10 protein-coding genes are annotated in these 13,817 nt (G+C 70.2%); 9 read left to right on the top strand and 1 reads right to left on the bottom strand.

Annotation, left to right across the window (positions count from 1 at the left end; genetic code table 11):
• Position 1: 1 nt before the first annotated feature.
• The 3 genes from ACFO6V_RS04135 (at position 2) to ACFO6V_RS04145 (ending at position 3,712) form a co-directional block, all read left to right on the top strand.
• A complete protein-coding gene (locus ACFO6V_RS04135; protein WP_377132527.1) occupies positions 2 to 931 on the top strand; it encodes an alpha/beta hydrolase in 930 nt (309 codons plus the stop codon).
• Between the two features lie 110 nt (positions 932 to 1,041).
• Positions 1,042 to 2,862, top strand: a complete 1,821-nt coding sequence (locus ACFO6V_RS04140; RefSeq protein ID WP_377132529.1) for a flavin-containing monooxygenase — start codon at positions 1,042 to 1,044, stop codon at positions 2,860 to 2,862.
• Positions 2,822 to 3,712, top strand: coding sequence for an SDR family NAD(P)-dependent oxidoreductase (locus tag ACFO6V_RS04145; protein WP_377132531.1), 891 nt, complete (start codon positions 2,822 to 2,824; stop codon positions 3,710 to 3,712). The genes ACFO6V_RS04140 and ACFO6V_RS04145 overlap by 41 nt, the downstream gene beginning before the upstream one ends.
• Before the next feature lie 36 nt (positions 3,713 to 3,748).
• Here the strand turns inward: ACFO6V_RS04145 and ACFO6V_RS04150 are convergent, their stop codons facing one another.
• Positions 3,749 to 4,687: an NADP-dependent oxidoreductase gene (locus ACFO6V_RS04150; protein ID WP_377132533.1), complete on the bottom strand. Its 939-nt coding sequence runs from the start codon at positions 4,685 to 4,687 to the stop codon at positions 3,749 to 3,751.
• Between the two features lie 111 nt (positions 4,688 to 4,798).
• On the opposite strand from ACFO6V_RS04150, the gene ACFO6V_RS04155 reads away from it, so the two are divergent.
• From ACFO6V_RS04155 to ACFO6V_RS04180, 6 genes are all read left to right on the top strand, one after another.
• Positions 4,799 to 5,299, top strand: a complete 501-nt coding sequence (locus tag ACFO6V_RS04155; protein ID WP_357502882.1) for a MarR family winged helix-turn-helix transcriptional regulator — start codon at positions 4,799 to 4,801, stop codon at positions 5,297 to 5,299.
• An 88-nt stretch (positions 5,300 to 5,387) separates the two neighbouring features.
• Entirely contained in the window at positions 5,388 to 6,851 is a 1,464-nt protein-coding gene (locus ACFO6V_RS04160; RefSeq protein ID WP_377132536.1) for a family 43 glycosylhydrolase, read from the top strand.
• Positions 6,852 to 7,085: 234 nt separating this feature from the next.
• Entirely contained in the window at positions 7,086 to 9,995 is a 2,910-nt protein-coding gene (locus ACFO6V_RS04165; RefSeq protein ID WP_377132538.1) for a sugar-binding domain-containing protein, read from the top strand.
• Positions 9,996 to 10,202: 207 nt separating this feature from the next.
• A complete protein-coding gene (locus tag ACFO6V_RS04170) occupies positions 10,203 to 11,240 on the top strand; it encodes a LacI family DNA-binding transcriptional regulator (RefSeq protein ID WP_377132540.1) in 1,038 nt (345 codons plus the stop codon).
• Entirely contained in the window at positions 11,240 to 12,787 is a 1,548-nt protein-coding gene (locus tag ACFO6V_RS04175) for a sugar ABC transporter ATP-binding protein (RefSeq protein ID WP_377132542.1), read from the top strand. Before ACFO6V_RS04170 ends, ACFO6V_RS04175 begins: the two co-directional genes overlap by 1 nt.
• Complete coding sequence (locus ACFO6V_RS04180; protein WP_377132545.1) at positions 12,784 to 13,764, top strand: ABC transporter permease; 981 nt, start codon at positions 12,784 to 12,786, stop codon at positions 13,762 to 13,764. The genes ACFO6V_RS04175 and ACFO6V_RS04180 overlap by 4 nt, the downstream gene beginning before the upstream one ends.
• Positions 13,765 to 13,817: the final 53 nt, after the last annotated feature.

Consider the following 13,817-nt stretch of genomic DNA (forward strand, 5'->3'; position numbering starts at 1 on the left):
AATGCCCAAGCACACCTTTCATCCCGATCTACGCCGCGCGCGGCTCCTACCGCGGAACATGCCGGTCGGACTGGGCCGACGAATCGCCGGACTCCTGACACCGAGAGCGCCGCGCGGTGGAGAGCTCGTCCGGATCGACACCGACGTCTCCGTGCGGGTCTTCCGGCCGCCGAACGCAACCGGTCCGGCACCGGCGCTGTTGTGGATCCATGGCGGCGGCTACGTCATGGGCAGCGCGATGCAGTCCGACGACTGGTGCCGCCAGGTCACCCGCCGCCTCGGCGCCATCACCGCCGCGGTGGAATACCGACTGGCACCGGAGCACCCGTTCCCAGTGCCGTTGGAGGACTGCTACACCGCGTTGCAGTGGTTGGCAGCGGACCCTGATGTGGACGATTCGCGGATCGCGATCGGCGGCGAGAGCGCCGGAGGCGGCCTGGCCGCCGCGCTCGCCCTGCTCACCAAGGAACGCGGAGTGATCCGACCGGTCCTGCAAGTGCTGTCCTATCCGATGCTCGACGACCGGACGGCGCACCGCACCGACATCGATCCCGCGTCCCTACGCATGTGGGGTCAGAAGAGCAATCGCTGGGCCTGGAACGCCTACCTCGGCACCCACGCGGCCCCGCCACCGCCGCTGGCCGCACCCGCCCGATACGAAGACCTCACCGGCGTCGCGCCGACATGGCTGGGCGTGGGCACCAATGACCTCTTCTACGACGAGGACCTCGCCTACGCCGACCGGTTGCGTCAGGCACGAGTCCCCTGCGAACTCCACCGCGTTTCCGGCGCCTACCACGGCTTCGACCTCATCGAACGCACCGCCGCCGTTTCGATCGCCTACAAGGAATCCCAGATGACTGCCTTGGAGCGAGCGCTCGGCGCAGGGCGGTCGGAGAACGGCGCTGAGCGCGGATCGGTCGGGAACTAGTCGACAAGCCCGGACATCGCGAGCAGGGAAACCGCGAAGTCCTCGGCGAGACCGCCGACCACGATTCGTCCCCTTTCACAGCCCGAACACCCTGGACAAAAGGAAACAGCATGGAAGAGTCCCAGCCAGCCTCGATCGATCTCGGTGCGATCCGCGAGCGGTACGCACGCGAGCGTGACCGCCGCATCCGTCCTGACGGTGCGCGCCAGTACCGCAGCGCCGTAGGCGAGTTCGGCTACTACGCGAAAGACCCCTACACGCCCTTCAGGGAGCGCGACCCCAGGACCGATCGGGTCGAAGTCCTCGTCATCGGCGCCGGGTTCGGGGGCTTGCTCGCGGGCGCTTCACTGAGACGGGTCGGCGTCGAGTCGATCCGGCTCATGGACGAGGCCGGCGACGTGGGCGGCACCTGGTACTGGAACCGGTACCCCGGCGTGCGCTGCGACGTCGAGTCCTACGTGTACATGCCGCTGCTGGAGGAGACGGGAGCGATGCCGACCGAGCGGTACGCGAAGGGCGAGGAGATCCGCCGCCATGCCGTGCGCATCGCTGAGCACTACGACCTGTACCGCGACACGCTCTTCCAGACTCTGTCGACCTCGCTGACCTGGGACGAGGACGCAGCGGAGTGGATCGTGGAGACAGATCGCGGTGACCGCTTCCGCGCCCGGTACGTCATCACCTCGACCGGGACGCTCACGCAGCCGAAGCTCCCCGGAATCCCCGGGGTCGAGTCCTTCCGTGGCCACACCTTCCACACGAGCCGCTGGGACTACGGCTACACCGGCGGCACCGCCGACGGGAACCTGACCGGCCTCACCGACAAGCGGGTCGCGGTGATCGGCACGGGCGCGACCGGCCTCCAGGCGGTGCCGATCCTGGCCGAGAGTGCGGGCGAGCTGCTCGTGTTCCAGCGGACCCCGTCCACGGTGGACGTTCGCGACAACCGCCCGACCGACCCCGCCTGGGCCGCCTCGCTCAAGCCGGGCTGGCAGCGCGAGCGGATGGAGAACTTCCTCGCCGTCCTCGCTGGCGAACCCGTGGACGAACTGCTCGTCACGGACGGGTGGACCGCGACGGTCGCGTTGCAGCGCAACATCATCACCGGTGCCGTGGACGAGTCCCTCACCGAGGAGGAGCGCGCGTACCGCGACGAGCTGGACGACGCCGCCACGATGAACCGTATCCGCGCCCGCGTCGACGAGATCGTCGCGGACCCTGCCACCGCGGAGGCACTCAAGCCCTGGTACCGGTACATGTGCAAGCGCCCCGGGTTCTCGGACCTCTACCTCCAGGCGTTCAACCACTCCAATGTCACGCTCGTGGACACCAGTGACTCCCAGGGCGTCACCGCGATGACCGAGACCTCGATCATCGTGGGTGACACCGAGTACGAGGTCGACTGCATCATCTTCGCGACCGGTTTCGACGCCGGTGTCTCCGGCGTCGTGTCCGGGACCCTGCCGGTCACCGGGCGCGACGGCCGCCGTCTCCTCGAGTCGTGGGCGACGGGCCCGCGTACCTTGCACGGCTTCTACAGCCACGGGTTCCCGAACCTGCTGCACCTCGGCGCCGTCCAGACCGCCAGCTCGGTCAACTTCGTCCACATCCTCCAAAAGCAGGCCGAGCACGTCGCAGCGGTCATCGCCCGTGCAGAACACGAAGGCGCCCGCAGGGTCGAGCCCACCGCCGAAGCCGAGGAGCGGTGGTTGCGCACGCTCCACGAGACCGCGCACGACTCCAGCGCCTTCCAGGCCGAATGCACGCCTGGCTACTACAACGCCGAAGGCACCCGGTCGTTCACCGGCCTCTCGTACTCCCCTGGCCCCGTCGCGTTCCACCGGCTGCTGAGCAAATGGCGAGCAGGCGACATGAGCGAGGTCCTCGTCCATGAGGATGCGAGTGCCCGTAAGGCAGAGATGGCGTCGTGAAGCGCCTCCGGACCGCTGCAGCAACAGAAGGGAAATCGCAGTGCAGATAGCAGGGAAGGTCTTCGTCGTCACCGGCGGCGGCAGCGGGATCGGCCGCGAAGCCGTCCGGGGTCTCATCGAGCGCGGTGCAGATGTAGCTGCGGTCGACCGCAGCGAGGAGGGTCTCGCCGAGACCGCGCACTTCGCTGCCGCAGCCGGTGGGCGACTGTCCGCGCATGCGCTCGACGTCAGTGACCGCGCCGCGGTCGAGCGGCTTCCGGCCGAAGTGCAAGCGGTGCATGGCCAGGTCGATGGCGTGCTCAACGTCGCAGGGATCATTCAGCGCTTCGTGCGCGTGCAGGACCTGGGACACGACGAGATCGAGAAGGTCATGGCGGTCAACTTCTGGGGCGTGGTCAACATGGTCAAGGCGTTCCTGCCGGTGCTGCTCGAGCGTCCTGAAGCGAGCCTGGTGAACGTGTCGAGCATGGGTGCACTGGTGCCGGTCCCCGGGCAGGCCGCCTACGGGGCCAGCAAGGCGGCGGTCAAGCTGCTGACCGAGGGCCTGTATGCGGAGCTTCGCGGCTCGTCGGTCGCTGTGACCATCGTCTTCCCCGGCGGTGTGGCGACAAACCTCCTTGCCAACTCAGGGGCCGGAACGCCTGCGGGTGTCGCTGCATCCGCAGGCGCCGACTCGAAGGCGACCAGCGCCGCTGATGCCGGCGGTCAGATCATCACCGCCGTCGAGAAGGGCACGTACCGCGTCCGCATCGGCGGCGACGCCCGCCTGCTCGACCGGCTCTCGCGCCTCGCCCCACAACGGGCCACCACGCTGATCGCTGACCGGATGCGGTCGCTGCTCGACAGCTGATCAGTCGCGTGCCCGTTCCAACGGTGTGGACTGGGATCAGCCGGCGTCGGGGACGGCCACGACCTTGCCGCGCAGCTCACCCGCGGCTGACTGTGCGTGGATCGCGGGGAGCTCGCTCAGCGGGACGCGCCGCGCGACGTCGACGGTGAGCTCGCCGCTGTCGACCAGGGCGACCAGCTGGGCCAGCTCGTCGACGTCGGCCCGGACGAAGATCCCAGCGGCCCGCACCCCGCGCTCGTCGTCACTGGGCGTGGGCATCCACGCGGTCGTCGATGCCACGACGCCGCCGTCACGGACGAGGGCGAGGAGAGCCGTGAACTCGTCCGGGCTGATGGGTGCCAGGTTGAGCAGGACGTCGACGGGCTCGCTCACCGAGCCGAGGACGGTGGAGGTCGTGTGGTCGATGACCTCGTCAGCACCCGCGGCCGTGACGGCGTCATGGCTGCGGGGGCTCGCCGTGGCGATGGCGTAGGCACCGGCCCGCTTGGCGAGCTGGACGGCGTACCCGCCCACCGATCCGCCGGCACCGGTGATCAGCACTCGCTGACCGTCCTTGAGCCCGGCCTCGTCGAAGAGCGCCTGCCAGGCGGTGAGTGCCACGGACGGCAGCGCGGCCGCGTCGACGAGGTCGATGCCGGTCGGTGCCTTGACGAGGACGTCGGCGGGCGCGACCACGTACTCCGCCGCAGAGCCGTCCTCGGTCATCGGGAGGAAGCCGACGACCGCGTCGCCGACCTGGAAAGCGGTCACGCCGTCGCCGATCGCGTCGACCGTGCCGGAGACGTCGTAGCCGGGCACGTGCGGCAGCGTCACCGGGATCGGCAGGAGGCCGCCTCGGATGCCGTTGTCGGCCGGGTTGAACGCGGAGCCGGCCACGCGGACCAGCACCTGGCCCGCACCGGCGACGGGCCGGTCGGTGTCCTCGTAGCGCAGGACCTCGGGGGAACCGGTCTGGTGGAAACGTACTGCCTTCATGACGACCTTCCCTCAGTTTGTTGCTTCGGATTCGAAGCAACTGTGGAGACCGTAGCACTGCTTCAAGTTCGTAGCAAGTGCTTTGAGTTCGCAGCAAGGTAGACTGCCGGCATGGCCGACACCCCTCGTTCCTTCGACCCCACCGAGCTGGGTGCGTACTTCGCGCTCATCGAGGTCAGCAGCCTTCTGCGGCATACGGTCGAGCAGCAGCTGCGGGAGGCCGGCGACCTCAGCTACGTGCAGTTCCAGCTCCTGGCCCGCCTGGGCAACTCGCCCGACGGGAGCTACCGCATGACCGACCTCGCCGATGGCGTCGTCTACAGCCGCAGCGGCCTCACCTACCAGGCCCAGTCGCTCGAGCAGCGTGGGCTGGTCACTCGCGCACCGTCACCCGACGACGAGCGCAGCACCACGGTCACGATCACCCAGCAGGGCCGGGACACCCTCGCGAAGGTCTTCCCCGGCCACATCGCCGTGCTCGACGGGCTGCTGTTCGAGCCGCTGGCGCGTCAGGACGTCGAGGTCCTCGCCGATGTGCTGGGCCGGGTCCGCGACCACATGCGCGCGGCACCCCCGCGTTCCGCGGCACCGCGCCGACGCAAGACGAGCTGACCTCCGCACACGTCTTGACCGGACAGCCCGGCTCGGGCAGAGTTCGCGATGTTAGCGCTCACAATTTCGATGACAAAGGAGTCATCCCGTGCCGTCACCCTTTGCTGTCCCGCTGGCCAGGCTGCGCCGCCGGATCCTCGCGGCCGGGGCCGCCGCCCTCATGGCGCTCGTCCTCGTGCCCGCCGCTCCGGCGTCCGCCCAGTTCATCGACGTGCCCAACCCGATAGTGCAGCAGCGCGCCGACACGGCGATCTACAAGCACACCGACGGCTACTACTACATGACCGCGTCCGTACCGGACTACAAGCGCGTCGAGCTGCGCCGGTCGCAGACCCTCGCGGGCCTCGGCTCGGCCGCACCGGTCACCGCCTTCACCGCACCGTCAAGCGGCAACCTGAGCGGCTGGATCTGGGCGCCCGACATCCAGTACGTCGACGGCGCCTGGTACATGTACTTCTCGGCGTCGCCCGACTCGTCGCGGTTCGCGCAGCGCCTGTACTCGATCCGCAACACGTCCGCGAACCCGACGACGGGTACGTGGTCGGCACCGCAGCGCATGACGACGGGCTGGGACTCCTTCCAGCTCGACCCGGCGTCGTTCACCCACAACGGCACCCGGTACTTCGCGTGGGCGCAGGACAGCCCCAGCACGAGCTACAACAGTCACATGTACCTGGCGCGGATGACCTCGCCGACGACCATCGACACCGCCTCCGCGATCGAGATCGCGCGGCCTACCCACTCCTGGGAGATGGAGGGAGTCGCCGGCGTGGTCGAGGGGCCGTCGCCGATCGTGAAGAACGGCCGGGTCTTCATCGCCTACTCGGCGTCCGCCACCGACTCCCGGTACAAGCTCGGCCTGGTCTCCGCCTCGGCGTCGGCCAACCTGCTGTCCGCGTCGTCGTGGTCCAAGCGGTCGACGCCGGTCTTCCAGACGGCGAACGGTGTCCACGGGCCCGGGCACGGAAGCTTCACGGTCGCGGAGGACGGCGTGACCGACATCCTCGTCTACCACGCCCGCGACTACGCGACGCCGAACCCGGACGCCCTGACCGACCCCAACCGGCACACCCGCGTCCAGCAGCTGTACTGGGCGGCGGACGGCTACCCGTTCTTCGGCCAGCCGCAGGCGACCGGCTCAGGGCAGCCCGGCATCCGGGGGCGGCACAGCGACAGGTGCGTCGACGACTACGACTGGAACACCGCCGACGGCGCCCTCGTCAGGCTCTCCACGTGCGGCACCGCCACGGCGCAGAAGTGGGAGTTCAGCTACACGGGCGGCTACTACCGCATCAAGAACCTCCACGCCGCCAAGTGCCTGGACAACCTGAACGGTTCGACGGCGCTCAACGCCGACGTCGGCCTGTGGACCTGCAACGGCAACCCCAACCAGGACTGGTCGATCGTCGACCAGGGCAACGGCTGGTTCTCCCTGCGCAACCGGACCAGCGGGACCTGCCTCGACAACTACCAGTGGGACACCGGCAACGGCGCGCGCCTGTCGATGTACACCTGCAACGGACTCAACGCCCAGCTCTGGCGCCGCGGCTGACGGAAGATCGAGCGGGCACCCTGGCCGTCGCGGGCGATCCGCCCGGACAGGGTGCCACAGGGGTGTGTTGCTCTGCGTAGACCTTGTCTACACACAGCAACACACCCCGCCGACGTAGGTTCTCCCTGAGCGGCAGACACAGGTAGCGAGCGAGCGTCCGAATCCGCGAATCGTCCAGGTAAGTGCAGAGCATCGTCCCTTCAGCGGCAGCCTGGGCCGACCTAGGGTCGTGCCATGCTCACCGTCGAGTCCATGCCCGATCCGGACGCCTCTGACCCGGACGCCACTGACCCGCAGACAGTGCCCGAGGCCCGCTCGGCCCTCGACCTGTCGGGCCGGTGGCGCTGCGCCCTGGACCCGGACGCCGTGGGCGAGCTCGAGCAGTGGTTCCGCACGGGCCTGCCCGAGGGCTCCCCGGCGGTCGCCCTCCCGGGCTCGATCCAGCACCAGGGCCTCGGCGACCCCGTCGGCCTGGAGACCCCGTGGACCGGCAGCATCGTCGACCGGTCGTACTTCACCGACGAGCGCTACGCCCCGTACCGCGAACCGGACAACATCGCTGTGCCGTTCTGGCTCCAGCCGCGCGTCTACTTTCGCGGCGCCGCCTGGTTCCAGCGCGAGGTGGACGTCCCGGCGGACTGGGTCGGACGTGACGTCGTGCTGTCCCTGGAGCGGGTCCACTGGGAGTCGACCGTCTGGGTGGACGAGCGACAGATCGGCTCCGAGCGCAGCCTCACGACCGCGCACCGGTTCGACGTCGGCCGCCTCTCCCCCGGCCGGCACCTGCTCACCATCCGTGTGGACAACCGCACGGTGGTCGACGTCGGACCCAACGCGCACAGCATCTCCGACCACACGCAGGGCAACTGGAACGGGATGGTCGGCGCGCTCACCCTTGCCGCGCTGCCGGAGGTGACGATCCGGCGCGTGCGGGTAGTGCCCGACGTCGCGGCCAGGTCCGCCCTGGTCAAGATCGACATCGCGGCGGGCAGCGGCGGAGCGGGGACCGGCAGCGTCCGCGTCACCGCACGGCGCTTCAACGTCCCCGGCGAGCACGAGCCAGGGCCGGTCAGCGCCACCTTCGAGGCCGGACACAGCCGCGACCTGGCCGAACGCGGCCTCACCGCCGGCGGCACGCACGTCGACGTGCTGCTCCCGCTGGGCGACGACGCGCTCACCTGGGACGAGTTCCACCCGGCACTGTACGAGCTGACCGTCGAGCTGGTCACCGACGTCCGCGGCAGCGAGCACCGGCACGTCGCCCGCACGGTCTTCGGCCTGCGCGAGGTGGGCGTCGACGAGACGCAGGTGACGATCAACGGCCGCAGGACCTTCATCCGCGGCACGCTCGAGTCGTGCGTCTTCCCGCTGACGGGCTACCCGCCCACCGACGTCGCCTCGTGGCGCCGCATCATCGCCGTCTGCCAGGCCCACGGGCTGAACCTGCTGCGCTTCCACTCCTGGTGCCCGCCGGAGGCGGCGTTCGTGGCCGCCGACGAGGCGGGCTTCTACGTGCAGGTGGAGGGCCCGGTCTGGGCCAACCAGGGCGCCGCGCTGGGCGAGGCCCGCCCGGTCGACGCCTATCTGTACGAGGAGACCCGCCGCATCCTCGACGCCTACGGGAACCACCCCTCCTTCATCATGATGGCGCACGGCAACGAGCCCGCCGGGCGGGACGCGGAGTTCCTCGCGTCGTGGGTCAACACGTGGCGGACGTACGACCCCCGGCGCCTGTACACGAGCGGCGCCGGCTGGCCGGCCATCACCGAGAACGACTTCGACAACATCCCGGACCCGCGTGCGCACCGATGGGGCGAGGGGCTGGAGTCGCGGCTGAACGGCCACCCGCCGGAGACCGAGTCCGACTACGGCGAGTGGGTGCGGTCGCGTCCCCGCCCGATCATCAGCCACGAGATCGGCCAGTGGTGCGCCTACCCCGACTTCGCGGAGACGTCGAAGTACACGGGGCTCATGGAGCCGCGAAACTTCGGCATCTTCGCCGACTTCCTCCGGGAGGCGGGCATGGCCGACCAGGCCGAGGTGTTCCTCTACGCCTCCGGCCGGCTCCAGCTGCTCTGCTACAAGGAGGACATCGAGGCGGCGCTGCGCACCGAGGGTTTCGGTGGCTTCCACCTGCTCGGCCTGAGCGACTTCCCTGGACAGGGCACCGCCCTGGTCGGCGTCCTCAACCCGTTCTGGGAGTCGAAGGGCTACAGCACGGCGGAGGAGTTCGCGCGCTTCTGCGGGCCCACCGTCCCGCTGGCACGGCTCCCGCGCCGGGTCTGGACCGCGGACCAGGAGATCGAGTTCGAGGTCCAGGTCGCGCACTTCGGCCCGACGCCGCTCGACGCCGACGTGACCTGGAGCCTCGTCGACGCGAACGACACGGAGCTCGCCACCGGCGTCGTCGCGCGGGGTGCGCACATCCCGATCGGCAACGGCACCCGGTTCGGCTCGGTGGCCGTCCCCACGGGTCTCGTCCCGACGCCCGCGCAGGTGCGGCTCGTCGTCTCCGTCACCCCCGTCGCATCCGGGGAGGACGCCGCCGGCGCCGCCTTCCAGAACGACTGGGACCTGTGGGTGTACCCGGCCGCCGAGCACGAGGCGCCCGACACCGTGCTGGTCACCACCGAGATCGGCGAGGCCGTCGAGCGCGCGGGCGCCGGCGCGACGGTGCTGCTGGAGCTCGCACCGGAGAGCATCGGGAACGACGTCGCCCTCGGTTTCACACCGGCCTTCTGGAACACCGCGTGGACCGCGGGTCAGGCGCCCCACACCCTCGGCCTGCTGCACGACCCGGCGCACCCGGTGTTCCGCCACTTCCCCACCGAGGGCTCCACCGACTGGCAGTGGTGGGAGCTGCTGCACGGCGCCAAGGCGATGCTGCTCGACCGGCTTCCGCAGCGGCTGCGGCCGCTCGTCCAGCCCATCGACACCTGGTTCGAGGCTCGGCGGCTCGGGGTGCTCTTCGAGGCGAACCTCGGGACGGGAAAGATCGTGGTGAGCTCGCTCAACCTCGATCCCTCGGGCGATCGCGCCGCCGCCCGCCAGCTCCGGCACAGCCTGCTGGAGTACATGGCCGGCGACGACTTCGCTCCCGCCGGGCGGATCGAGGCGATCGACCTGGTGAGCGTCCTGCGCTGACGCCTAGGCAACCCGGAGTGCGAGGGAGCCGCCGAACGCGCACTCCGGATTGACGGTCTCGAGGTCGACAGCCCGCGCCGCACCGCCCGATTGACATCCTGGCGATCCGCTCGTACCTTCATGGAACCGATTCCATGGAATCGGTTCCATGAGTTCGTGCCTCCCGACAAGCGACGTCGGGCCACGAGTGCGGCAAGGAGGCTGTGAATGCGTGCGGTGACCATCCATGACGTGGCGGCCGAGGCAGGTGTGTCGGCGGCGACCGCGTCGCGCGTGCTGTCGGGGCACCCGGCCACGTCCGAGGAGTCGCGCACCCGTGTGACCGAGGCGGCCCGCAGGCTCGGCTTCCGGCCGAACGCGCAAGCACGTTCGCTGCGCAAGAGCCACACGAACACGATCGGCCTGCTCCTGTCGGACGTGCGCAACCCCTTCTTCGCGGACATCGCGCACAACGCCGAGCAGCACGCGCTCGAGTCCGGGATCGCGACCCTCCTGTGCAACGCGAACGAGAGCACGGAGCAGCAGGACCTGTACCTCGACCTTCTCCTGTCGCAGCGTGTGGCAGGCATCATCGTCGCCCCCCAGGGCGACGGGGCGGGTTCACTGCGCGAGGTGCTCACGCTCGGGGTGCCGGTGGTGTTCGTTGACCGCACGATCGACGGGGTCGACGTACCGAGCGTCACCTCGGACAACCGCTCAGGCATCACCGGCGCGGTCGCTCACCTGGCCGGTCTCGGGCACCGCCGCATCGGACTCGTCGCCGGGCCCCAGGAGACGTCGACGGGCCGCGAGCGCCTCGAGGCGTTCCGGCAGGCGATCGCGGAGCACGGCCTGGACGACGATCCCGACCTGGTGCACCTGGGCGACTTCCAGGTGACCAGTGGTGCACGGGCCGCGAACCAGCTCCTTGACCTGCCCCACCCGCCGACGGCGGTCCTCGCCGCGGACTCGCTCATGACGTTCGGCGTGCTGGAGGTGCTGCGCGAACGGGGCATCCGGGTGGGCAGCGACCTGTCGGTCGTCGGGTACGACGACGTCGCGGCGTTCCGCTGGTTCAGCCCACAGCTCACGGTCGTCGCGCACGATCCCGCGCGCATGGGCGCCCTCGCGGTCGATCTGATCCGCGACGTCCTGGACGGCCGCCCGGCTCGGTCGGTCGTCCTGGAGTCGTCGCTGGTCGTGCGCGAGTCCACCGGACCGGCTCTCGGAACGGGTTCCGTCCCCCACCCCGCAGGAAGGCAGTGATGACCGCGGATCCGGTGCTCTCGTTGGAGCACGTCACGAAGAAGTTCGGCCCGGTCACCGTGATCGACGGCGTCACGGTGCACGTCCGGCCCGGCCACGTCCAGGTCCTTCTCGGAGAGAACGGTGCAGGCAAGTCGACCCTCATCAAGATGATGGCGGGCATCTACCAGCCCGACGGCGGTCGTGTCGTCGTGGACGGCCGCCCCGTCGTGCTGTCGGACGTACGCACCGCGGAGGCCCTCGGGATAGCGACGATCCACCAGGAGCTGAACCTCGTGCCGACCATGTCGGTGGCGGAGAACATCGTGCTCGGCCGGATGCCTTCCCGGGCTGGTCTCCTCGACCGCCGTGCGGTGCGCCGCACCGCACGCGAGGCGCTCGCCCGCATCGGGCTCGACCTCGACGTCGACACGCCGGTCGGCGAGCTCGGCATCGCACGCCAGCAGCTCGTCGAGATCGCCAAGGCCCTCAGCACGAAGGCCCGCATCCTGATCCTCGACGAGCCGACGGCCGCGCTCACCGGCGACGAGACCGACGCGCTCTTCGGGGTCGTCGAGGAGCTGCGCGCGGCCAGCGTCGGGATGGTCTTCATCAGCCACCATCTCGAGGAGATCGGCCGGATCGGCGACTCCGTGAGCGTGCTGCGCGACGGCGCGCTGGTCGCGGAGGTACCGGCGACAACGGACGAGGACGAGCTCGTTCGCCTCATGGTCGGCCGGGACATCACCGACCACTACCCGCGGCGACGGGACTACGACGGACCGGACGAGGTGCTGCTCCAGGTCGACCGGCTGAGCAGCGGCGACCGGCTGCGCGACATCAGCCTGACCGCGCGGGCCGGCGAGGTCGTCGGGATCGCCGGCCTGGTCGGTGCCGGACGCACCGAGCTGCTGCGCGCGATCGCCGGAGCCGACCCGTATGACTCCGGAGTGGTGCGGGTAGCGGGCAGGCCCGTACCGCGTCGTGGCGTCCCAGCGGCGATCGACGCAGGCATCGGCCTGGTCCCCGAGGACCGCAAGGCACAGGGCCTCGTGCTCGACGCGTCGGTGAACGACAACATCGGGTATGCCACGCTCGGCAGCACCGCCCGCGCCGGCCTGGCGGACCGGCGCGGTCAGCGGGACCGGGCACGCCAGATGGCGGAGCGGCTGCGCATCCGCATGAGCGGCATCGACCAACCGGTCCGCGACCTGTCCGGCGGCAACCAGCAGAAGGCCGTGTTCGCCCGCTGGACGCTCGCCGGATCCAAGGTGCTGCTGCTCGACGAGCCGACGCGCGGCGTCGACGTCGGTGCGCGGGTCGAGATCTACGAGGCCGTCAACGCCATCACCGCGGCAGGCGGGACCGTCGTGATGGTCTCGAGCGACCTGCCCGAGGTGCTCGGGATGAGCGACCGGGTCCTCGTGATGAGCGGCGGACGCCTCGCCGGTGAGCTCTCCCGCGAGGACGCCACCCAGGACCGTGTCATGGCACTCGCCGTGCGCGACGTCGACCGCCAGGCCGAAGACCACACGAACGCAGCGACCACAGAAGGAACGGACCGATGACCACCACGACCGCCGCACCGGCGAAGCAGCGCTCGGTGCGCTCCGCCCTCGGCTCCCTCCTGTCCGGCAATGGGGCCCTGGTCGGCCTCCTCGTGCTGTGCCTGGCCCTGTACATCGCCACGCCCGCGTTCCTGACCGGACCCAACCTCGTCAACATCGGGATCCAGGCGTCCACCATCGCGGTCCTGGCGTTCGGCATGACGTTCGTCATCGTGGCCGGCGGGATCGACCTGTCCGTCGGCTCGGTGGCCGCGCTGTCGGCCATGGCGTCGGCCTGGATCTTCACGTCGGCCGGTCTGCCCGGGTGGATGTCGATCGTCGCGGGCCTCGCGACCGGCGCGCTCGCCGGCGCCGTCAGCGGGCTCGGTGTGGCATTCGGCCGGCTCCCCTCGTTCATCGCCACCCTGGCGATGCTGTCGGTGGCCCGCGGCCTGACCCTCGTCCTGTCCGACGGGCGGCCCATCGCCACGTCCGACGAGGTGTCCTTCCTCGGCTCGCGCCTGGGCGGTGTGCCGGTCCCGATCCTCGTGCTGCTCGTCACCGGCGTGATCGCGTCGTTCGTGCTCAACCGCACCGTCGTCGGACGGGAGATGTACGCCGTCGGCGGCAACGTGGAGGCCGCGCGGCTGTCCGGCATCCGGGTGCGCAAGGTCCTCGTGACGGTCTTCGCCCTGGCCGGCGTCTACGCCGCGCTCGCGGGCATGCTGCTCGCCGGCCGGCTCAACTCGGCCCAGCCGCAGGCCGCCTCGGGCTACGAGCTCGACGCGATCGCCGCCGTCGTCATCGGCGGTGCCTCCCTCGCCGGCGGGGTCGGCAAGGTCTCGGGCACGCTCATCGGCGCGCTGGTCCTGGCGGTCATCCGCAACGGCCTCAATCTCCTGAACGTGTCGTCGTTCTGGCAGCAGGTGGTCATCGGGCTCGTCATCGCCATCGCGGTCGGGATCGACGTGCTCCGCCGCAAGAACACGCGGCACTGACCCACCGCCCCTCCTGTCTTACCCGCAACACCCGCACCACTGTGCACCACCCT

Origin of the sequence: Promicromonospora alba (assembly GCF_042654905.1) — a bacterium.
GTDB lineage: Bacteria > Actinomycetota > Actinomycetes > Actinomycetales > Cellulomonadaceae > Promicromonospora > Promicromonospora alba.